The 18,236-nt window shown below is 56.5% G+C and carries 26 protein-coding genes and 3 tRNA genes; 4 read left to right on the top strand and 25 right to left on the bottom strand.

Going from position 1 to position 18,236, the window contains the following annotated elements:
* Positions 1-8 precede the first annotated feature (8 nt).
* The 23 genes from rplF to rsmD form a co-directional block, all read right to left on the bottom strand.
* A complete protein-coding gene (gene rplF, locus DB032_RS01230) occupies positions 9-542 on the bottom strand; it encodes a 50S ribosomal protein L6 (protein WP_019104496.1) in 534 nt (177 codons plus the stop codon).
* A gap of 9 nt (positions 543-551) precedes the next feature.
* Positions 552-947 (bottom strand): 30S ribosomal protein S8, encoded by a 396-nt coding sequence (gene rpsH / locus DB032_RS01225; RefSeq protein WP_019104495.1) that lies wholly within the window; start codon positions 945-947, stop codon positions 552-554.
* 14 nt (positions 948-961) lie between these two features.
* Positions 962-1,267 carry a 30S ribosomal protein S14 gene (gene rpsN, locus DB032_RS01220; RefSeq protein ID WP_081546296.1) on the bottom strand — a complete coding sequence of 102 codons (306 nt, stop codon included), beginning with the start codon at positions 1,265-1,267 and terminating at the stop codon, positions 962-964.
* A 4-nt stretch (positions 1,268-1,271) separates the two neighbouring features.
* Positions 1,272-1,811 (bottom strand): 50S ribosomal protein L5, encoded by a 540-nt coding sequence (gene rplE, locus DB032_RS01215; protein ID WP_019104493.1) that lies wholly within the window; start codon positions 1,809-1,811, stop codon positions 1,272-1,274.
* 10 nt (positions 1,812-1,821) lie between these two features.
* Positions 1,822-2,136 carry a 50S ribosomal protein L24 gene (rplX, locus tag DB032_RS01210; protein ID WP_048413703.1) on the bottom strand — a complete coding sequence of 105 codons (315 nt, stop codon included), beginning with the start codon at positions 2,134-2,136 and terminating at the stop codon, positions 1,822-1,824.
* 9 nt (positions 2,137-2,145) lie between these two features.
* A complete protein-coding gene (gene rplN / locus DB032_RS01205) occupies positions 2,146-2,514 on the bottom strand; it encodes a 50S ribosomal protein L14 (protein WP_019104491.1) in 369 nt (122 codons plus the stop codon).
* Between the two features lie 203 nt (positions 2,515-2,717).
* Entirely contained in the window at positions 2,718-2,981 is a 264-nt protein-coding gene (rpsQ, locus tag DB032_RS01200) for a 30S ribosomal protein S17 (protein WP_043594104.1), read from the bottom strand.
* A gap of 1 nt (position 2,982) precedes the next feature.
* The gene (gene rpmC / locus DB032_RS01195; RefSeq protein ID WP_011137725.1) at positions 2,983-3,171 is read right to left on the bottom strand and encodes a 50S ribosomal protein L29; all 189 of its coding nucleotides are present in this window, start codon (positions 3,169-3,171) and stop codon (positions 2,983-2,985) included.
* A complete protein-coding gene (gene rplP / locus DB032_RS01190; RefSeq protein ID WP_019101458.1) occupies positions 3,171-3,587 on the bottom strand; it encodes a 50S ribosomal protein L16 in 417 nt (138 codons plus the stop codon). The genes rpmC and rplP overlap by 1 nt, the downstream gene beginning before the upstream one ends.
* Positions 3,571-4,272: a 30S ribosomal protein S3 gene (gene rpsC / locus DB032_RS01185; RefSeq protein ID WP_043594108.1), complete on the bottom strand. Its 702-nt coding sequence runs from the start codon at positions 4,270-4,272 to the stop codon at positions 3,571-3,573. Before rpsC ends, rplP begins: the two co-directional genes overlap by 17 nt.
* 10 nt (positions 4,273-4,282) lie before the next feature.
* The gene (gene rplV / locus DB032_RS01180) at positions 4,283-4,612 is read right to left on the bottom strand and encodes a 50S ribosomal protein L22 (protein WP_019099946.1); all 330 of its coding nucleotides are present in this window, start codon (positions 4,610-4,612) and stop codon (positions 4,283-4,285) included.
* Positions 4,613-4,621: 9 nt separating this feature from the next.
* Positions 4,622-4,900, bottom strand: a complete 279-nt coding sequence (gene rpsS / locus DB032_RS01175) for a 30S ribosomal protein S19 (protein ID WP_019099947.1) — start codon at positions 4,898-4,900, stop codon at positions 4,622-4,624.
* Between the two features lie 6 nt (positions 4,901-4,906).
* Positions 4,907-5,740: a 50S ribosomal protein L2 gene (gene rplB, locus DB032_RS01170; RefSeq protein ID WP_082158849.1), complete on the bottom strand. Its 834-nt coding sequence runs from the start codon at positions 5,738-5,740 to the stop codon at positions 4,907-4,909.
* Positions 5,741-5,751: 11 nt separating this feature from the next.
* On the bottom strand, positions 5,752-6,060 hold the full coding sequence (rplW, locus tag DB032_RS01165) for a 50S ribosomal protein L23 (protein ID WP_107797929.1): 309 nt from the start codon (positions 6,058-6,060) through the stop codon (positions 5,752-5,754).
* Positions 6,057-6,677 (bottom strand): 50S ribosomal protein L4, encoded by a 621-nt coding sequence (gene rplD, locus DB032_RS01160; RefSeq protein WP_048413700.1) that lies wholly within the window; start codon positions 6,675-6,677, stop codon positions 6,057-6,059. The genes rplW and rplD overlap by 4 nt, the downstream gene beginning before the upstream one ends.
* On the bottom strand, positions 6,677-7,321 hold the full coding sequence (rplC, locus tag DB032_RS01155; protein ID WP_107797928.1) for a 50S ribosomal protein L3: 645 nt from the start codon (positions 7,319-7,321) through the stop codon (positions 6,677-6,679). The genes rplD and rplC overlap by 1 nt, the downstream gene beginning before the upstream one ends.
* A 158-nt stretch (positions 7,322-7,479) precedes the next feature.
* Positions 7,480-7,791, bottom strand: a complete 312-nt coding sequence (gene rpsJ, locus DB032_RS01150) for a 30S ribosomal protein S10 (protein WP_011137734.1) — start codon at positions 7,789-7,791, stop codon at positions 7,480-7,482.
* 15 nt (positions 7,792-7,806) lie between these two features.
* Entirely contained in the window at positions 7,807-8,997 is a 1,191-nt protein-coding gene (tuf, locus tag DB032_RS01145; RefSeq protein ID WP_081574305.1) for an elongation factor Tu, read from the bottom strand.
* 40 nt (positions 8,998-9,037) lie between these two features.
* Positions 9,038-9,112 (bottom strand) — tRNA-Thr (locus DB032_RS01140).
* Positions 9,113-9,134: 22 nt separating this feature from the next.
* Positions 9,135-9,208 (bottom strand) — tRNA-Gly (locus tag DB032_RS01135).
* A 53-nt stretch (positions 9,209-9,261) separates the two neighbouring features.
* Positions 9,262-9,346, bottom strand: a tRNA-Tyr gene (locus DB032_RS01130).
* Between the two features lie 138 nt (positions 9,347-9,484).
* Positions 9,485-9,736 carry a YfhL family 4Fe-4S dicluster ferredoxin gene (locus tag DB032_RS01125; RefSeq protein WP_107797927.1) on the bottom strand — a complete coding sequence of 84 codons (252 nt, stop codon included), beginning with the start codon at positions 9,734-9,736 and terminating at the stop codon, positions 9,485-9,487.
* A gap of 104 nt (positions 9,737-9,840) precedes the next feature.
* On the bottom strand, positions 9,841-10,398 hold the full coding sequence (gene rsmD, locus DB032_RS01120; RefSeq protein WP_107797926.1) for a 16S rRNA (guanine(966)-N(2))-methyltransferase RsmD: 558 nt from the start codon (positions 10,396-10,398) through the stop codon (positions 9,841-9,843).
* 237 nt (positions 10,399-10,635) lie between these two features.
* Here rsmD and ftsY point away from each other — a divergent pair, with 237 nt between their 5' ends.
* The 4 genes from ftsY to rpoH all read left to right on the top strand — a co-directional run bounded on the left by ftsY (position 10,636) and on the right by rpoH (position 14,461).
* Positions 10,636-11,793, top strand: coding sequence for a signal recognition particle-docking protein FtsY (ftsY, locus tag DB032_RS01115; RefSeq protein ID WP_107797925.1), 1,158 nt, complete (start codon positions 10,636-10,638; stop codon positions 11,791-11,793).
* Positions 11,794-11,853: 60 nt separating this feature from the next.
* Positions 11,854-12,507, top strand: coding sequence for a cell division ATP-binding protein FtsE (gene ftsE, locus DB032_RS01110; RefSeq protein ID WP_043592279.1), 654 nt, complete (start codon positions 11,854-11,856; stop codon positions 12,505-12,507).
* Positions 12,504-13,412 (top strand): permease-like cell division protein FtsX, encoded by a 909-nt coding sequence (gene ftsX, locus DB032_RS01105; RefSeq protein WP_107797924.1) that lies wholly within the window; start codon positions 12,504-12,506, stop codon positions 13,410-13,412. The genes ftsE and ftsX overlap by 4 nt, the downstream gene beginning before the upstream one ends.
* A gap of 185 nt (positions 13,413-13,597) precedes the next feature.
* On the top strand, positions 13,598-14,461 hold the full coding sequence (gene rpoH, locus DB032_RS01100) for an RNA polymerase sigma factor RpoH (protein ID WP_107797923.1): 864 nt from the start codon (positions 13,598-13,600) through the stop codon (positions 14,459-14,461).
* A gap of 72 nt (positions 14,462-14,533) precedes the next feature.
* Here rpoH and DB032_RS01095 read toward each other — a convergent pair whose 3' ends face one another.
* The gene (locus tag DB032_RS01095; protein ID WP_107797922.1) at positions 14,534-16,318 is read right to left on the bottom strand and encodes a PglL family O-oligosaccharyltransferase; all 1,785 of its coding nucleotides are present in this window, start codon (positions 16,316-16,318) and stop codon (positions 14,534-14,536) included.
* Between the two features lie 75 nt (positions 16,319-16,393).
* On the bottom strand, positions 16,394-18,196 hold the full coding sequence (locus DB032_RS01090; RefSeq protein ID WP_107797921.1) for a PglL family O-oligosaccharyltransferase: 1,803 nt from the start codon (positions 18,194-18,196) through the stop codon (positions 16,394-16,396).
* Positions 18,197-18,236: the final 40 nt, after the last annotated feature.

Genomic DNA, 18,236 nt, shown 5'->3' with positions numbered 1-18,236 from the left:
TGCCTCAGTTACTTCTTCTTGGTTTCTTTCAGAACCACAACCTCATCAGCGTAACGAACGCCCTTGCCTTTGTACGGCTCAGGAGCGCGGTAAGCGCGGATTTCGGCAGCCACCTGGCCAACGCGCTGTTTGTCAGCGCCTTTGATCAGGATCTCGGTCTGACTCGGGGTCTCAGCTTTAACGCCTTCAGGCATTTGATGAGCCACCGGGTGGGAGAAACCCAGAGACAGGTTCAGGGTGTCGCCTTGAGCCTGGGCACGATAGCCCACGCCTACCAGCTGCAGCTTCTTCTCGAAGCCTTTGGACACGCCGGTCACCATATTGTTCAGCAGCGCGCGCAGGGTGCCGGACATGGCACGAGCGAATTTGCTGTCGTTCTTGGCGGCGAATGTCAGTTGGCCGTTGTCCAGCTTGACATCTACCTCTTCGCACAGAGCGGTGCTCAGGGAGCCCAGGGCGCCCTTAACAGTCACTTCTGCAGCGCCGAACTTCACTTCGACGCCAGCCGGGATGACTACGGGATTCTTAGCTACGCGAGACATTTGACCCCCTTAAGCCACGACGCACAGCAACTCGCCGCCGATGCCGGCCGCGCGCGCTTTGCGATCAGTCATAACGCCTTTGGAGGTGGACAGGATAGCCACGCCCAAGCCATTCATGACTTTCGGGATTTCGGTGGAGCCCTTGTACACACGCAGGCCAGGGCGGGAGACGCGGTCAATGCGCTCAATCACCGGACGGCCAGCATAGTACTTGAGCTGGATATCGAGAACAGGCTTCTTCTCTTCGCCGGCAACGGCGAAGTCTTCGATGTAGCCTTCTTCTTTCAACACCTGCGCCAGCGCAATTTTCAGCTTGGAAGACGGCATGGAAACTGCCACCTTGGAAGCCATTTGGCCGTTGCGGATGCGGGTCAACATATCGGAAATAGGATCGTGCATGCTCATTTATGTGTCTCCTATTACCAGCTGGCCTTCACAACCCCCGGAATCTCGCCCTTCAGAGCGATTTCACGGAGTTTGTTACGACCCAGACCGAATTTGCGGAATACGCCACGCGGACGACCGGTGATGGCGCAGCGACGACGCTGGCGAACCGGGGAAGCATTGCGCGGCAGCTGCTGCAGTTGCAGGCGAGCTGCAAAGCGCTCTTCTTCCGAGAGGCTTTGATTGTTGATAGTCGCGATAAGGGCTTCGCGCTTGGCAGCAAATTTTGCAGCCAGCTTGACACGCTTCTCTTCGCGCTGAATCAGTGCAAGTTTTGCCATGTGCTTAACCCTTGAACGGGAACTTGAACGCGGCCAGCAAAGCGCGGGCCTCTTCGTCAGTCTTCGCGGTGGTGGTAACAGTAATGTTCATACCACGCAGAGCATCGATCTTGTCGTACTCGATTTCCGGGAAGATGATCTGTTCTTTAACGCCCATGTTGTAGTTGCCGCGGCCGTCGAAAGACTTGGCGGAAACACCACGGAAGTCGCGAACGCGCGGCAGCGCGATCGTCACCAGGCGGTCCAGGAACTCGTACATGCGTTCGCGACGCAGAGTTACCTTGCAACCTACCGGGTAGTGATCGCGAATCTTGAAGCCTGCGATGGATTTGCGAGCGGTGGTGACAACCGGCTTCTGGCCGGCGATCTTTTCCAGGTCGCCCACGGCGAAATCCATTACCTTTTTATCGGCAACAGCTTCGCCCACACCCATGTTCACAGTGATCTTCTCAATGCGCGGGACTTGCATGATCGACTTGTAGCCGAACTGTTTCATCAGTTCAGGCACTACGGTGTCTTTATAGAAATCGTAGAGACGTGCCATGTTTTGTTCCTTACGCGCCAATGACTTCGCCGTTGGACTTGAACACGCGTACCTTGCGGCCGTCTTCAAGAACCTTGAAGCCTACGCGGTCAGCCTTTTGGCTTGCCGGATTGAAAATGGCGACGTTCGATGCGTCAACAGGCATGGTCTTTTCAACGATGCCGCCGGCCACGCCACGCACCGGATTCGGCTTCTGGTGTTTCTTGGCGACATTCACGCCTTCAACAACCAGTTTCTCGTCCAGAACGCGCAGAACGGTGCCGCGCTTACCTTTGTCTTTGCCGGTGATTACTACGACTTCATCACCCTTGCGAATTTTGCGCATGCGATCTCCTTACAGTACTTCAGGAGCCAGCGAAACGATCTTCATGAAGCGCTCGGTACGCAGTTCACGCGTAACAGGCCCGAAGATACGAGTGCCGATAGGCTCAAGCTTGTTGTTGAGCAGGACGGCGGCATTGCCGTCGAACTTGATCAACGAGCCATCCGGACGACGCACGCCTTTGGCAGTGCGAACCACAACCGCGTTGTAAACGTCGCCTTTTTTGACGCGTCCGCGCGGAGCAGCATCCTTGATGGTCACCTTGATGATGTCGCCTACGCTTGCATAGCGACGCTTGGAACCGCCCAATACCTTGATGCACATAACGTGACGCGCACCTGTATTGTCAGCGACCTCAAGCATGGTCTGCATTTGGATCATGTGATGATTACCTTTCTAATCCAACTTTATCCGTCACTCTCACCTGCCGGTTTCTCGCATAAGAGCAAGACCAAACAGACGAAACGCCACAGAAACTGTGGCGTATCCAACGGCCAGTTTTGGACCCCGTAAGGGCGGAACTCCTACTCGATAGGAGTAGGAAGATGGCCATTATACAGGGAGCTTTCGCCCCCTGCAAGTCTTTACACCTGGCGGGATTTCTCTACCAGGGCAGTTACCACCCACGTCTTGGTCTTCGAGAGCGGACGGGACTCGCTGATAACAACGATATCGCCGGCCTTGAACTCGTTGTTCTCGTCGTGCGCGTGGAACTTCTTAGAACGACGGATAATTTTGCCGTAGATCGGGTGCTTTACTTTGCGCTCGACCAGTACGGTCACGGTCTTATCCATCTTGTCGCTGACTACGGTACCGGTCAGCGTACGTACCACTTTGGTTTCGCTCATCTTAAACTGCCTTTTCTTTCAGAACGGTGCGCACGCGAGCGATGTCGCGACGTACTTTCTTCAGTTCAGAGGTCTTGGCGAGTTGCTGAGTGGCGTGCTGCATACGCAGAGCAAACTGGGCCTTCAAGAGGCTAAGCAGTTCCGCCTTCAGCTCGTCAACAGTTTTGGCTTTCAGTTCGGACGCTTTCATTACTGACCTACCTGTCTAGTTACAAACACAGTGGCGATCGGCAACTTGGCTGCGGCCAGACGGAAAGCTTCACGAGCGAGTTCCTCGGAAACACCATCCATTTCATACAGCATCTTGCCAGGCTGGATTTCGGCCACGTAGTACTCCGGAGAGCCTTTACCCCCGCCCATACGAACTTCAGCAGGCTTGGAGGTGATCGGCTTGTCCGGGAAGATGCGGATCCAGATGCGGCCGCCACGTTTGATGTGACGGGTCATCGCGCGACGCGCAGCTTCGATCTGGCGCGCGGTCAGACGACCACGACCAACCGCCTTCAGACCGAAATCACCAAAGCTCACTTTGTTGCCACGAGTAGCGATACCCGTGTTGCGGCCTTTATGCTGTTTACGGTACTTGAGTCTAGTTGGCTGCAGCATTTCGAGCACCCTTTCTCGATTTCTTCTCGGTCGCTACCGGAGCCGGCTGAACTTGACCCGGCTTGAGCTCGCCCTTGTATACCCATACCTTGATGCCGATGATCCCGTAGGTGGTCTTGGCTTCGGAGGTTGCGTAGTCTACGTCTGCGCGCAGGGTATGCAGCGGCACGCGGCCTTCGCGGTACCATTCGCTACGAGCGATGTCGATACCGTTCAGACGGCCGGAGCTCATGATCTTGATGCCTTGAGCGCCCATGCGCATTGCGTTTTGCATAGCGCGTTTCATGGCGCGACGGAACATCACGCGCTTCTCCAGCTGGGAAGCGATGCCGTCGGCGATGATTTGAGCGTCCAGTTCCGGCTTGCGAACTTCTTCGATGTTCACATGCACAGGAACGCCCAGGCGCTTTTGCAGTTCTTGCTTGAGCAGCTCGATGTCTTCGCCTTTTTTACCGATCACAACACCCGGACGGGCGCTGTGGATGGTGATGCGGGCGGACTTAGCCGGGCGCTCGATGGTCACACGGCCAACCGAAGCGTGACCCAGACGCTTTTTCAGGAATTCGCGAACTTCGATATCCTGCTTCAGCATTTCCGGGAAGTTCTGCGAATTCGCGAACCACTTGGAAGACCAGTTTTTGTTAACGGCAAGACGGAATCCCGTCGGATGAATCTTCTGACCCATTTCTTACCCCTTAATTGCCAACGGTCAACGAGATGTGGCAGGTCTGCTTTTCGATGCGATTACCACGACCCTTAGCACGGGCAGTGAAACGCTTCAGACTAGCGCCTTTGTCAACAAAGATGCCGGTGACACGCAGGGTGTCAATGTCGGCGCCTTCGTTGTGCTCGGCGTTAGCGATGGCAGATTCCAGCACTTTCTTGATGATTACCGCGCCCTTCTTCGGGGAGAAGGCCAAGATATTCAGAGCCTGATCAACGGACTTGCCGCGGATCAGATCGGCCACCAGGCGGCATTTTTGTGCCGACAGGCGAACGCTTTTCAGATTTGCAGATACTCTCATCGCTTCACCTTATCTCTTCTTCGCCTTCTTATCGGCCGCGTGGCCTTTGAAGGTACGAGTCAGGGAGAATTCGCCCAGTTTATGGCCGACCATGTTTTCGGAAACATAAACAGGCACATGGGTGCGACCGTTGTGCACAGCGATGGTCAGACCAATGAAATCCGGCAGGATGGTCGAACGACGGGACCAAGTCTTGATCGGACGCTTGTCGCTGGTTGCCCGCACCGCATCTACTTTTTTCAGCAGATGCAGATCAACGAACGGGCCTTTTTTCTGCGAACGTGCCATTGTCAATTACCCTTTTTTGGAATAGCGACGGCGTACGATCATATTGTCGGTACGCTTGTTGCGACGGGTACGGAAGCCCTTAGTCGGAGTGCCCCACGGGCTAACCGGCACGCGGCCTTCGCCAGTACGGCCTTCACCACCACCATGCGGGTGGTCAACCGGGTTCATGGCAACGCCACGAACGGTCGGACGGATACCGCGCCAGCGAGTAGCGCCAGCCTTGCCCAGCTTGCGCAGGGAGTGCTCTTCGTTACCCACTTCACCAACAGTCGCTCGGCAATCAACGTGCACCAGGCGAATTTCGCCCGAACGCAGACGCAACTGAGCGTAAGCGCCTTCGCGAGCCAGCAGCATCGCGGATGCGCCAGCGGAACGAACCATCTGGGCGCCCTTGCCAGGCTGCATTTCCACGCAGTGGATAGTGGTACCCACCGGGATATTGCGGATCGGCAGAGCGTTACCGGCCTTGATCGGAGCTTCCGCGCCGGACAACAGCTCGGCGCCGGCCTTCACACCGCGCGGGGCGATGATGTAGCGACGCTCGCCATCGGCGTAGCACAGGAGGGCGATGTGGGCGGTGCGGTTCGGATCGTATTCGATGCGTTCCACTTTCGCCGGGATGCCATCCTTGTTGCGACGGAAGTCGATGATGCGGTAGTGCTTCTTATGGCCACCGCCACGATGACGCGTGGTGATGTGACCATTGTGGTTACGGCCACCGGTGGAAGATTTCTTTTCCAACAGGGCGGCGTGCGGAGCACCTTTGTGCAGGTCAGGGTTTACTACCTTGACAACGGCACGGCGGCCCGCGGAAGTCGGTTTTACCTTAACGATAGGCATGCTCTATCTCCTTACTCCGCTGCGGCCGGGGTAGCGGTCAGATCAATTTCTTGACCTTCCACCAGGCTAACGTAGGCCTTTTTCCAGTCACTGCGACGACCGATGGAACGGCCAAAGCGCTTAACCTTGCCCTTGACATTGACAGTGGAAACACCTTCAACTTTTACATTGAACAGCATTTCAACAGCAGCCTTGATTTCCGGCTTGGTCGCATCTTTAGCAACGCGGAACGCCATTTGCTGGCTCTTCTCAGCAATCATGGTGCTCTTTTCGGAAACGATGGGAGCAAGAATTACTTGCAACAGACGTTCTTGATTCATGCCCACTGCTCCTCAAGTTGCTTCACAGCGTCGCGAGTGATCACGGTCTTCTTGAAGCGCAACAGGCTGTACGGGTCAGCTTGAACCGCTTCGATAACCAGCACGTTCGTCAGGTTACGCGAAGAGAGATAGAGGTTTTCGCTCAGCTCGCTAGTGATGAACAAAGCTTGCTCCAGGCCCATGGGCTGAACGGCGCCAACGAATTCTTTGGTCTTCGGGCTTTCAACGTTCAGTTCGTCAACCACGATCAGACGCTCGTCGCGGACCAGCTGCGACAGAATCGCGGCCATGCCTGCACGGAACATCTTGCGGTTAACTTTCTGGGTGAAGTTCTCGTCCGGCTTGTTCGGGAAGGCACGGCCACCACCACGACGGTTCGGGGTGGAAGTCATACCGGCACGAGCGTTACCAGTACCTTTCTGACGGAAAGGCTTCTTGGTCGAGTGCTTCACTTCAGCACGGGTCAGCTGGGCGCGGTTGGCGCTACGAGCATTCGCCAGGAATGCGGTAACGACCTGGTGCACCAGAGCTTCGTTGTACTCGCGGCCGAACAAAGAGTCGGACACTTGCAGGCTGCCAACAGCCTTGCCTTGGGTATTGATTACATTCAATTCCATCACGCACCTGCCTTCACGCTAGGACGAACGACAACGTCACCGTTCTTGGCGCCAGGAACAGCACCTTTAACCAGAATCAGTTGACGCTCGGCATCGACACGAACGATTTCCAGGCACTGCACGGTGCTCTTGACGTTACCGTATTGGCCCGCCATGCGCTTACCCGGGAAAACGCGGCCCGGATCTTGCGCCTGACCGATGGAACCCGGCGTGTTATGCGAACGCGAGTTACCATGGGAAGCACGGTTGGAAGAGAAGTTGTGACGCTTGATCACGCCGGAGAAACCTTTACCTTTGGAGGTGCCGGTTACATCAACCAGTTGACCAACGGTGAAGATCTCAACAGCGATGGCATCGCCCGGCTTGAAGTTGGACAGATCGGAGGCGGTCAGCGGAAACTCGACCAGACCCAGACCTGCTTCAACGCCAGCCTTGGCGAAGTGGCCCGCGGCAGCCTTAACAACACGGCTGGCCTTTTTGGAGCCATAGGTAACCTGCACGGCATTGTAGCCGTCGGTTTCAGCAGTTTTGATTTGCGTGACGCGGTTAGCGGACATGTCCAGCACAGTTACCGGGATGGTTGCGCCATCTTCGGCAAAAATGCGGGTCATGCCGACTTTGCGACCGACAAGACCTAAACTCATGTTTATTTCCTTTTTCAGGCGCCGATTACGATTGACCGGCATAAAAAACACGACAGAAAAAACAAAAACGGACTCGCCAAAATGGCGAGTCCGCTAATGTATCACAGAAAATTCAAGAATCGCAAGAACTTAGCTCGCAAACCCTTGAACTTAAGCGATTACTGCAGCTTGATTTCCACATCCACACCGGCCGGCAGGTCGAGCTTCATCAAAGCATCGACGGTCTTGTCGGTCGGATCCACGATGTCCATCAGACGCAGGTGAGTGCGGATTTCCAGCTGATCGCGGGAAGTCTTGTTCACGTGCGGGGAACGCAGCACGTTGAAACGCTCGATCTTGGTCGGCAGCGGAACCGGGCCTTTAACAACGGCGCCGGTGCGCTTGGCGGTTTCAACGATTTCCTGAGCGGAGCGATCGATCAGGTTGTAATCGAAAGCCTTCAGGCGGATGCGGATTTTCTGGCTAGACATTAGATTCTCCGATCCTTAAGCGATGATCTTGGCAACAACGCCGGCGCCGACGGTACGACCGCCTTCACGGATGGCGAAACGCAGACCTTCTTCCATGGCGATCGGGGCGATCAGCTCAACAGTGATTTCCACGTTGTCGCCCGGCATTACCATTTCCACGCCTTCCGACAGGGTAACGGCGCCCGTTACGTCGGTGGTGCGGAAGTAGAACTGCGGACGGTAGTTCGCGAAGAACGGGGTGTGACGACCACCTTCGTCTTTGCTCAGTACGTATACCGAAGCGCCGAACTTGGTGTGCGGGGTGATGCTGCCCGGCTTAGCCAGTACCTGGCCACGCTCAACATCTTCACGCTTGGTGCCGCGCAGCAGCACGCCAACGTTGTCGCCTGCCTGACCTTGGTCCAGCAGCTTGCGGAACATTTCCACGCCGGTGCAAGTGGTCTTCGCGGTAGCCTTCAGGCCCACGATTTCCAGCTCTTCGCCGACTTTAACAATGCCGCGCTCCACGCGACCGGTCACCACGGTGCCGCGGCCGGAGATCGAGAACACGTCTTCGATCGGCAGCAGGAACGGCTTGTCGATGGCGCGTTCCGGAGTCGGGATGTAGGAGTCCAGAGCAGCAGCCAGCTTGAAGATGGCCGGTTCACCGTATTCGGACTGGTCGCCTTCCAGCGCCAGACGAGCGGAGCCGATCACCACCGGGGTGTCATCGCCCGGGAAGTCGTAGGAAGACAGCAGATCGCGCACTTCCATTTCAACCAGTTCCAGCAGCTCAGCGTCGTCCACCAGGTCGGCCTTGTTCAGGAACACGATGATGTACGGAACGCCAACCTGACGGGACAGCAGGATGTGTTCGCGGGTTTGCGGCATCGGACCGTCAGCGGCCGAGCACACCAGGATAGCGCCGTCCATCTGGGCAGCACCGGTAATCATGTTCTTAACGTAGTCAGCGTGGCCCGGGCAGTCCACGTGAGCGTAGTGGCGGGACTCGGTTTCGTATTCTACGTGAGCGGTATTAATGGTAATACCACGAGCCTTCTCTTCCGGCGCGCTGTCGATCTGGGAGTAGTCCTTGGCTTCGCCACCGAACTTCTTCGACAGAATAGTGGTGATCGCAGCGGTCAGAGTGGTTTTACCATGGTCCACGTGACCGATGGTGCCGACGTTTACGTGCGGTTTAGTCCGCTCGAACTTTTCCTTAGCCATGGCAAAATTTCCTGGATACGAAACAACACAAAGTAAATGGTGGTGCCCATGGGCAGAATTGAACTGCCGACCTCTCCCTTACCAAGGGAGTGCTCTACCCCTGAGCTACATGGGCCCTTTAAAACAGGCTACACGCTTGGAGCGGGTGAAGGGAATCGAACCCTCGTCGTAAGCTTGGAAGGCTTCTGCTCTACCATTGAGCTACACCCGCCTGCAACAACAACCTCGAGCGACTTTCATCGCACACGCCAAGACGCTAAATTCTGGTGGAGGGAGAAGGATTCGAACCTTCGAAGGCAGAGCCGTCAGATTTACAGTCTGATCCCTTTGACCGCTCGGGAATCCCTCCTGAAAGAGACCCGAATATTATAGATAGCCCCGATGGCCGTCAACCGGTTTTTGCATTTTTTTCTAATTATTTTGCCCGCAAAAGCAAAGCGCCCCGGCAAGCCCGGGGCGCTTCCAATAAATTCAAAAACTTAGCGCGTCACGCCTGGCCGGATATCCGCAGATACTTCTGATGCAAGACCTCTTGAGTCTCCTCGTGGGACGGATCCAGAGGGATGCAATCGACCGGACAGACCTGCTGGCATTGCGGCTCGTCGTAGTGGCCGACGCACTGGGTGCACAGATTGGGGTCGATTTGATAGATTTCCTCGCCTTGGGAAATCGCGTTATTGGGGCACTCCGGCTCACAGACGTCGCAGTTGATGCATTCGTCGGTAATCATCAAAGACATAGTAAATTCCTCAAGTATTCCACAACATGAATTTTGTCACCCGACAGTCGGGCTCGCAAGTTCGCCCCGTTATATATTTATGAGACTGGCTGCAGGCAAACCGCTCAGGCCGGCTCCGCCGCCCGGCGCAGCAAACCGTAATGCACCTGGCCGGCCTTAGCCCGCTTCAGCACCTCCCAGCCCGGCAGCTCTTCGGGCCAACGGCGGCTTTCGATATACGCCAGGCCGTCCTCGCTCATCACCTGAGCCAGCAAAGGCAAAACCTGCGTCAGCAAATCGGTGTCGAACGGCGGGTCGACGAAGACGACGTCGAAACGATCTCGGCAGCCCTTCAGATAGGCCAGGGCATCGAACTGCGCCACATCGATGCTCGCGGCGGACAATAACTGCCGGTTGGCTTTCAAGGACTCGGCCACCACGCGGGATTTCTCCACCATCACCACGCGCCGCGCCTCGCGCGAAGCCGCCTCAAAGCCCAGAGCCCCGCTTCCGGCGAAAAGATCCAGGCAGGATTTGCCGTACAGCTGCTGGCCCAACCAGTTAAACAAAGTCTCCCGCACACGGTCCGGCGTTGGCCGTAAACCCTGAGCGTCGGGAAACGGCAATAGCCGGCGCCGATACTCGCCACCGATGATTCTGACCGTGTTACGCGACTGACTCATAATTCCAAGCTCAAAAAACAAGGGGCTGAGTGTAACCCGATCCGCGCCGTCGCGCCTCATTGTCGCGCAAACCGGCCGCCATCTGTCGCCGCTCACGCCACAAAAAGCCGTCTATTCCTTATATATAGATTTCAACGATGCGGCGCCTCCGTCTCCCGCCGCGCAGCAACAATTGGGTAAGCACCTCCATTTGAGGATACAATTTAGCCATTTACCGAATTCCGCCGGCCTTTACGCATGTTTAGCTTCTTCAAAAGAAAAACCCAATCCGAGCCCACGCCTCCGGCAACCGCCCCAGCGGAGCCGACGGCCGATATCCAGCCCGCCGCGCTGCCCGATGCGGACGCGCCAGCCACCCAGTCCGAAACGCGGACACCCGAGCCGCAGCAAGCGCAGCCCGAGCTGACGCCCCCGACGCCCGCCCCCATCGCACCGGCTTCGCCGCCGGCGGCCGAGCCGCTTGAAGCCGAGCCGCTCTCGCTGAAGAAAATGAGCTGGGCCGAACGCCTGAAGGCCGGCTTGTCCAAAACCCGCGACAAGCTAGGCAAATCCCTGGCCAGCCTGTTTGGCGGCGGCAAGATAGACGAGGAGCTGTACGAAGAGCTGGAAACCGTGCTGCTCACCGCCGACATGGGGGTGGACGCCACGCTGCACCTGCTTGGCGATGTGCGCGAGCGCGTTTCGCTGAAAGGACTGAAAGACGCCTCGGAACTGAAAGACGCGTTGAAGGATTCGCTCGGCGACCTGATCTCGCCGCTGGAAAAGCCGCTGGACGTCAGCGGCAAGAAACCTTTCGTCATCATGATGGCCGGCGTCAACGGCGCCGGCAAGACCACGTCGATAGGCAAGCTGGCCAAGTACTATCAGAGCCAGGGCAAGAGCGTGCTGCTCGCCGCCGGCGACACCTTCCGCGCCGCCGCGCGCGAACAGCTGATGGCCTGGGGCGAACGCAACAACGTCACCGTGATCGCCCAGCAAGGCGGCGACTCCGCCGCCGTCTGCTATGACGCGATCCAGGCCGCGGTCGCCCGCGGCATCGACATCGTGCTGGCCGACACCGCCGGCCGCCTGCCCACCCAGTTGCACCTGATGGAGGAAATCAAGAAGGTGAAGCGGGTGATCCAGAAAGCCTTGCCCGACGCGCCGCATGAAATCATCCTGGTGCTGGACGCCAATATCGGCCAGAACGCCATCACCCAGGTCAAGACCTTCGACGACGCCCTCGGCCTGACCGGGCTGATTCTGAGCAAGCTGGACGGCACGGCCAAGGGCGGCGTGATCGCGGCCATCGCCAAGCAACGTCCGGTTCCGCTGCGTTTTGTTGGCGTGGGCGAAAGCATAGACGACCTGCGGCCGTTCAAGGCCAAGGACTACATCGACGCGCTGTTCGACTGAACGCATCAGCCATTGCAAGCTCTCACTCTTGCCGTCACCAGCTAACGCGGGAACAGAATAATGATCCAGTTCGACCAGGTCACCAAGCGCTACCCAGGTGGCAATGAAGCCCTGAAAAACCTGTCTTTCAACATCGACACCGGCGAGATGGTCTTCCTCGCCGGCCATTCCGGCGCCGGCAAGTCCACCTTGCTCAAGCTGATCGCCGGCATAGAGCGCGCCACCGCGGGCGGCGTCGTCGTCAACGGCCAGAACCTGTCCAAGCTGCGCTCCAGCCAGATCCCCTATGTGCGCCAGCACATCGGCCTGGTGTTTCAGGACCACAAGATCCTGTTCGACCGCAGCGTGTTCGACAACGTGATGCTGCCGCTGGACATCATCGGCTTCGATCGCCGCGACGCCGCCAAGCGCGTGCGCGCCGCGCTGGACAAAGTAGGCCTGCTCGGCAAGGAAAAGAGCATGCCGATCCGCCTGTCAGGCGGCGAGCAGCAGCGCCTGTGCATCGCCCGCGCCGTGGTGCACCGCCCCAGCATCCTGCTGGCCGACGAACCTTCCGCCAACCTGGACCGCGCCTATGCACTGGACATCATGGAATTGTTCAAATCCTTCCACCAAGTGGGCGTCACCGTATTGATCTCCGCTCACGACGAGACCCTGATGGAAGACTACGGCCGCCGAATCATTCGCCTGCGGGAAGGACAATTTGCCGCATGAAACATTATCTCTATCTGAACTGGCAAAGCGCCAAACTCGCGCTGATCAAGATTCTGCGGCAACCTTTCGGCAGCCTGCTGACCTTGCTGATGCTGTCGCTGGCGCTGGCCTTGCCGCTCTCGCTTTATCTGGCCGTCAGCAGCGTGCAAGACTGGGTGGGCCGGCTGAGCGCCACGCCGCAAGTCACCCTGTTCATGGAACAGTCATCGGAAGAGGCGGACCTGGCCGCGGTGACCTCCACGCTGACGCATCATCCCAAAATCAAGAGCTACAGCTTCGTCAGCAAGAGCAAGGCGCTGGCCGATATGGAAAAGCGCAACGGCCTGCCGGGCCTGGCCGACGGTCTGGACAGCAATCCGCTGCCGGACGCCTTCGTGGTCACGCCGAAGGCGCTGGAGCCGCGTGAGCTGGAGATGCTGCAAAAAGAGCTCTCCGGCCTGCCCATGGTGGAACAGGCGCAATTCGACGCGGACTGGGCCAAGCGTTTGTACGGCATGGTGGAAATGGGCAAGCATCTGACCTGGTTCATGGCCATCGCCCTGGGCCTGGCGCTGGTGCTGGTGACCAATAACGCGATCCGGATGCAAATCCTGGCGCGCCAGGACGAAATCGAGGTGTCCAAATTGATAGGCGCGCCGGACAGTTTCATCCGCCGCCCCTTCATGTACCACGCGATGTGGCAAGGCATCCTGGCCGGCTTGGCCGCCTGGGCGCTGACCGGTTGGCTGACCTCGGTGGCCAATCCGGCGATTCGCGAATTCGCCCAGTTGTACGGCGAACGGGTAGAACTACGCAATCTGAACCCGATCGAACTGGCCGTCGCCGTCGCCGTCTCCGCCCTGCTGGCGATGCTGGGCGCCCGCCTCGCCTCCGACCATCATTTGCGCAAGATAGAACCCAAATGAAACGCGGCCGCTTGCACGCGCATGTAAGCGGCGCAACAACTGTTAATCAGAGCAAACGGCGTCGGCGCACCGGCTGCGCTACTATCGAGACGATAGAAAAAATCATTGACGCTGGAACCTTTCATTGCTAGCACTCTCCATATACGAGTGCTAACATATCACTACCCAAGGAGGTAGTTATACAGATGACCACAACATTTGCTTTGCCCGTCCCGTCCACCAGCGGCAGCCTGGAGCAATACATCCAAGCTGTGAACAGCGTACCCATGCTGACGCCTGAGCAGGAAAACGAGCTTGCAACGCGCTTCCAGGAGCAAAACGACCTGGAGGCCGCGCGCCAGCTGGTGCTCTCGCACCTGCGCGTGGTGGTATCAATTTCCCGCGGCTACTCCGGTTACGGCCTGCCGCAAGCCGACTTGATTCAGGAAGGCAATATCGGCCTGATGAAAGCCGTCAAACGCTTCGAGCCCGATCGCGGCGTGCGCCTGTTTTCCTTTGCCGTGCACTGGATCAAGGCCGAGATTCACGAATTCATCCTGCGCAACTGGCGCCTGGTGCGCATCGCCACCACCAAGCCTCAGCGCAAGCTGTTCTTCAACCTGCGCAGCATGAAGAGCAGTTTCTCCGCTCTGTCGGAAAACGAGGCCCGCCAAATCGCTGCCGATCTGGGCGTCAAGCCGGAAGAAGTCCGCGAGATGGAAACCCGCATGAGCGGTCAGGACATCGCCTTGCTGGCGGACGACAACGACGACGACGGCTACGCGCCGATCGACTGGCTGGCCGATCATCACAATGAGCCCACCCGCGAGATGGAGCGCCGCGCGTTCGACCATCTGCAGACCGAAGGCCTGCAACAGGCTTTGGCCACGCTGGACCCGCGCAGCCGCCGCATCGTTGAAGCGCGCTGGCTGGCCGACGACAGCGGCTCCACGCTGCACGAGCTGGCCGCCGAATTCGGCGTGTCCGCCGAGCGCATCCGCCAGATCGAAGCCAAGGCTTTGGGCAAAATGAAGACCGCCCTCAGCCAAGGCGTGGTGATAGAAGGCTAAGCGTCTTCCGCTCAATAAAAAACCACAGGCTGAGGCCTGTGGTTTTTTTGTGTCCCGAGCACGAGAAAGCGCTTACTCCAACATGGTCTGGTACTTCGCCGGCAGCTTGGCATAGGCCTCGCGGGCCACCGCGCGCAGGGGTTCCCATTCCGCCCTGTCATCGTCCAGCGTACCCAGAAACACGCCGGCGTAAGTGGGGAACGATGCCAGCGTCGTCCGCAAGGTCTGCTCCGCCTGAAGCTGCTTTCCCGCCAAGATCTCCAACTGCGCGCGCTTCAGCATCACTTCCGGATAAGGACGGAACGCGGTCAGCCGGTTCTCCAGCGCCAGCTTGCGCTCAAGTTGCTCCGGCCCTACTTTCAAGTAGTCGTCCACGGTGTAAAGCGCATGATAGGCGAACAGCGGCTTGGTGTCCGCGATCTCGATCAGACGCTCCATCCGCGTTGCATCGCGCTTGGCGTCATTGGTCGGCGTATACAGGCCCACCAGCTCCCAGAACATCGACAGACTGCTGATCGACAGCCAACCCATCCAGACCAGCGCCGCGAATAACGGCAGGCGCAGCGGCCAAGCTAGCTGACGATCCCCTCGCGGTGCCATTGCGGCGAAGATCACCAGCATTGCCAGGAAGTAGTAATACCACAGCGGATACTCCAACATGCTGTGCGTCAGCGTCACCGCCAGGCAACCCAAAGCCAACACCCCTTCCAGGGTGGCGCGACGGCCAAAGAACGGCCACAACGCCCAGGCAAAACCACCAACGATCAATAAGGTGGCCACGCCGCCCATCTCGGCCAGCAATTGCAGCACCAGGTTATGGGAATTGGTGAACAAGCCGCTGTTGAAGCCGGATGCGGTGAATTGCGGCAGCGGCTGCAAACGCACGCTCTCCGCGGCAAACTGCGACCAACCCACCCCCGTCAGCGGATGCGACTGGAAGCTCAACCATGCTTTGTGCATTTCGGCGAAACGCCGCGAACCCATATCGTCGCCATTGGCCGCCAGACGGGCCAGGCCGGAAGTGTTCTGCAAGTTTTCATGCGTCAGCCAGGAAATCAGCTGATTGAACCAAGGCAGGGCGAACTGCATCGCCAATACTACCAGGCAAGACAACCACATCGCCCACAGCATCCGGCGCGACTCCGCGCTGCCGATGCGCCAATGCCACAGCGCGGCCAGACCGGACAAAGCCACCAAGTACAATAGAATGGTTCGCGAACCTGCCCAGCCCAACATCAAGGCCAGGCCGAGCACCAGTATCGCCAAACCCCAACGCGGCAGCCGGCCGGCCGCGTACAAATACACGCCGGCCACTACCGACCACATCAAATAATGCGCGTATTGATTGCGCTGGCCGATATGGCCAAAAATATTACTGGTGGGATGCGAGCCATCGTAAAACAAGCCCAGCTCCGCGGCGTAACCGGTCAACTGAGCCACGCCTATCGCCGCCTGCACCAAGCCGCCCACAATCAAGGCCCAGGCCAACCAGACCGCGAACGGCCGCTCCCCCATTTCCTCACGCAAGGACACGGTGACAGCCGCGAGCAAGCCCGCAGCCAGCCAGGCCAAGGCGGTGGCGTAATTCATCCCGGGGAACAAGGCCTCCACCCAGAACGGCTGCCCGGCCCAAAGCAGGCCCATGGCCAGACACCACCAGGCGCTGCGCGGCATATAGCGGAATAACGATCCGCTCGGCAACAAGAAGACCGCCGCCGCCAGCAGTAGCCAGACCACATTGATTTCGCCAAACCACTGCGGCAGCGGCACATAGTGGATGCGCGAGGCGAAAGGCAGGATGGCGATGAGGCATAGGGCCAGCATCGCCAGAAATGTGGAAAATCTTTGAACACTCATATTACGGCAGTCGTTTGCTAGATGGAGGACGCAGGATACCTCAAGCAGGCGCTCAAACAAACCGCAGCCTAGCGGTCAAAACAAGGGCTTGCGCGTCACGGGCGCGGCCACGGTCATCACGGCGGCCAACTGCGCGGCCTGACTGTGAGGAGGATGTTGGGCGTAGGCTTGTGCTGCACGTATTGCGATCTCACGCAGCGGCTTAATTTCTGGCTCAGTACGTAAAGATAAAATTTCGGCTAATTTCGGCACAGATTCCGGATAGTTCGCCACAACTTTATACAAGGTTTTTTTCGCACTATCTGGTTGATCATCGAGGGCACGCAAGATTGACAGTTGTGTCAAAACACTAGGGTATGGTTGGTAGCTCGCCAACCTTTCAAAATGTGCTAATTTGAAATTCAACTGCTCCTTTGTTGGGAGCAGATAATTGCTAAGCACCATATCAGCACTCGAAGCCCACAAAGGGTTTTCAGCCAACTCTGAAAGCCGGTCAATTCTGACAATATTTTCTTTAACATCCGATGTGGGAAAATTATATCGAACCAACATCCAGAAATTGGGAATACCTACCACACAATACAAAACACCCATCACCCCCCCAAAAAAACCCATACAACGTACAACACTGGACCTAACATTCAACATAAACACCCTTTTTTCTGGGGCAAGAGCTCCAACCATACCCAGCATAAACAGAAAGGGAAGATACCACAGCGGATATTCAAAAACACTATGAATAAGTACTATCACAGCAATGGACAACAGGAAGAAATTCTCTATCGTTCTATTACATCTCTTACAATATGCTCCAATTGTAACACCCCCCCCAAAAAAAATTATTCCTGCACCTAAAATTCCTACCTCAGCCAACATTTGAAACAACAGATTATGACAGTGAGCAAACAACCAACTCTCAGGTGCCTTTGGCAAACCAGAAGCTACCTCCATTGCAACAGACTGAGCGGCAAAACCTCCTACACCAACGCCAATCCACGGATGCTCAATAAAAACATCCCATGCTTTAGTCCATTCTATTTTTCGCCGCGCCCCCACATCTCCATCCAATATACGATCCGATCCACTGACAGCCTGAAAATCCAAGCCAATTTCTTTCAGAGCCGACAATATTTCATTATTAAAAATTTGAATTATTGCTAACAAAAAAACAGCTAGCGACAGAGCTAAAGCCATTCTCCGCATCACTTCACTATCCATGCTCGTTTTAAGCCATAACCATGCCAAACAAACAACTACCAAACCATATAAAAGCGCCAAGCGCGATCCAGACCAACACATCATCAGAGCAAAAAAAACTGCCAACGCAATAGAAATACCAATGTTTAAACTTCTATGTGCATACAAATAGGATACAGAAATAAGCCCCCATCCTAAAAAATTTGCATACTGATTACGCTGCGCAACATTTCCCATCACGCTTCGTGCAGAATCAAAAACAACATATCCATCAAAATATTTTGCAACATCAGCTGCTTGAAGTCCGCCCAAAAAGGATTGAATCATTGCACAAATCAAAACCACTACAGCAACACCATTCACAATCTCCTTCAAATCATAACTACGAATACAAAAAAATATTATCATCAATAAAAATAAAATTAGTGCCATATAGGCAGCATCAAAGTACTGCGCCCGTAAAACCCAGAAAACCCCACCTACCAACAAGAGAAGCCCACCAGGCGAAACTGACCATCGCATTAGGCCACGTTTCAAAGCAGCCGCAACTATAAAAACACTCACAAAGAAAATAACACCCGCATTAGTAAACCAATCTGGAGCAGGTGAGAATCTGTAAAAACTAAAGAACGGAACAGAAATTGCAAAAATTAAAATATATATCTCAAATTTTCTAACCATAAATCACCTTACAGAAAAAAGCGCTGCATATGCAGCGCTT

The sequence above is a fragment of the Chromobacterium sp. Panama genome (genome assembly GCF_003052555.1).
GTDB lineage: Bacteria > Pseudomonadota > Gammaproteobacteria > Burkholderiales > Chromobacteriaceae > Chromobacterium.
The sequence above is the reverse complement of the archived record's forward strand: the minus strand, read 5'-3'. Positions and strand labels throughout refer to the sequence as shown.

Coding starts and splice junctions, on each gene's coding strand:
- rplF (WP_019104496.1), bottom strand. CDS start 542: ATGTCTCGCGTAGCTAAGAATCCCGTAGTCATCCCGGCTGGCGTCGAA.
- rpsH (WP_019104495.1), bottom strand. CDS start 947: ATGAGCATGCACGATCCTATTTCCGATATGTTGACCCGCATCCGCAAC.
- rpsN (WP_081546296.1), bottom strand. CDS start 1,267: ATGGCAAAACTTGCACTGATTCAGCGCGAAGAGAAGCGTGTCAAGCTG.
- rplE (WP_019104493.1), bottom strand. CDS start 1,811: ATGGCACGTCTCTACGATTTCTATAAAGACACCGTAGTGCCTGAACTG.
- rplX (WP_048413703.1), bottom strand. CDS start 2,136: ATGCGCAAAATTCGCAAGGGTGATGAAGTCGTAGTAATCACCGGCAAA.
- rplN (WP_019104491.1), bottom strand. CDS start 2,514: ATGATCCAAATGCAGACCATGCTTGAGGTCGCTGACAATACAGGTGCG.
- rpsQ (WP_043594104.1), bottom strand. CDS start 2,981: ATGAGCGAAACCAAAGTGGTACGTACGCTGACCGGTACCGTAGTCAGC.
- rpmC (WP_011137725.1), bottom strand. CDS start 3,171: ATGAAAGCGTCCGAACTGAAAGCCAAAACTGTTGACGAGCTGAAGGCG.
- rplP (WP_019101458.1), bottom strand. CDS start 3,587: ATGCTGCAGCCAACTAGACTCAAGTACCGTAAACAGCATAAAGGCCGC.
- rpsC (WP_043594108.1), bottom strand. CDS start 4,272: ATGGGTCAGAAGATTCATCCGACGGGATTCCGTCTTGCCGTTAACAAA.
- rplV (WP_019099946.1), bottom strand. CDS start 4,612: ATGAGAGTATCTGCAAATCTGAAAAGCGTTCGCCTGTCGGCACAAAAA.
- rpsS (WP_019099947.1), bottom strand. CDS start 4,900: ATGGCACGTTCGCAGAAAAAAGGCCCGTTCGTTGATCTGCATCTGCTG.
- rplB (WP_082158849.1), bottom strand. CDS start 5,740: ATGCCTATCGTTAAGGTAAAACCGACTTCCGCGGGCCGCCGTGCCGTT.
- rplW (WP_107797929.1), bottom strand. CDS start 6,060: ATGAATCAAGAACGTCTGTTGCAAGTAATTCTTGCTCCCATCGTTTCC.
- rplD (WP_048413700.1), bottom strand. CDS start 6,677: ATGGAATTGAATGTAATCAATACCCAAGGCAAGGCTGTTGGCAGCCTG.
- rplC (WP_107797928.1), bottom strand. CDS start 7,321: ATGAGTTTAGGTCTTGTCGGTCGCAAAGTCGGCATGACCCGCATTTTT.
- rpsJ (WP_011137734.1), bottom strand. CDS start 7,791: ATGTCTAGCCAGAAAATCCGCATCCGCCTGAAGGCTTTCGATTACAAC.
- tuf (WP_081574305.1), bottom strand. CDS start 8,997: ATGGCTAAGGAAAAGTTCGAGCGGACTAAACCGCACGTAAACGTCGGC.
- DB032_RS01125 (WP_107797927.1), bottom strand. CDS start 9,736: ATGTCTTTGATGATTACCGACGAATGCATCAACTGCGACGTCTGTGAG.
- rsmD (WP_107797926.1), bottom strand. CDS start 10,398: ATGAGTCAGTCGCGTAACACGGTCAGAATCATCGGTGGCGAGTATCGG.
- ftsY (WP_107797925.1), top strand. CDS start 10,636: ATGTTTAGCTTCTTCAAAAGAAAAACCCAATCCGAGCCCACGCCTCCG.
- ftsE (WP_043592279.1), top strand. CDS start 11,854: ATGATCCAGTTCGACCAGGTCACCAAGCGCTACCCAGGTGGCAATGAA.
- ftsX (WP_107797924.1), top strand. CDS start 12,504: ATGAAACATTATCTCTATCTGAACTGGCAAAGCGCCAAACTCGCGCTG.
- rpoH (WP_107797923.1), top strand. CDS start 13,598: ATGACCACAACATTTGCTTTGCCCGTCCCGTCCACCAGCGGCAGCCTG.
- DB032_RS01095 (WP_107797922.1), bottom strand. CDS start 16,318: ATGAGTGTTCAAAGATTTTCCACATTTCTGGCGATGCTGGCCCTATGC.
- DB032_RS01090 (WP_107797921.1), bottom strand. CDS start 18,196: ATGGTTAGAAAATTTGAGATATATATTTTAATTTTTGCAATTTCTGTT.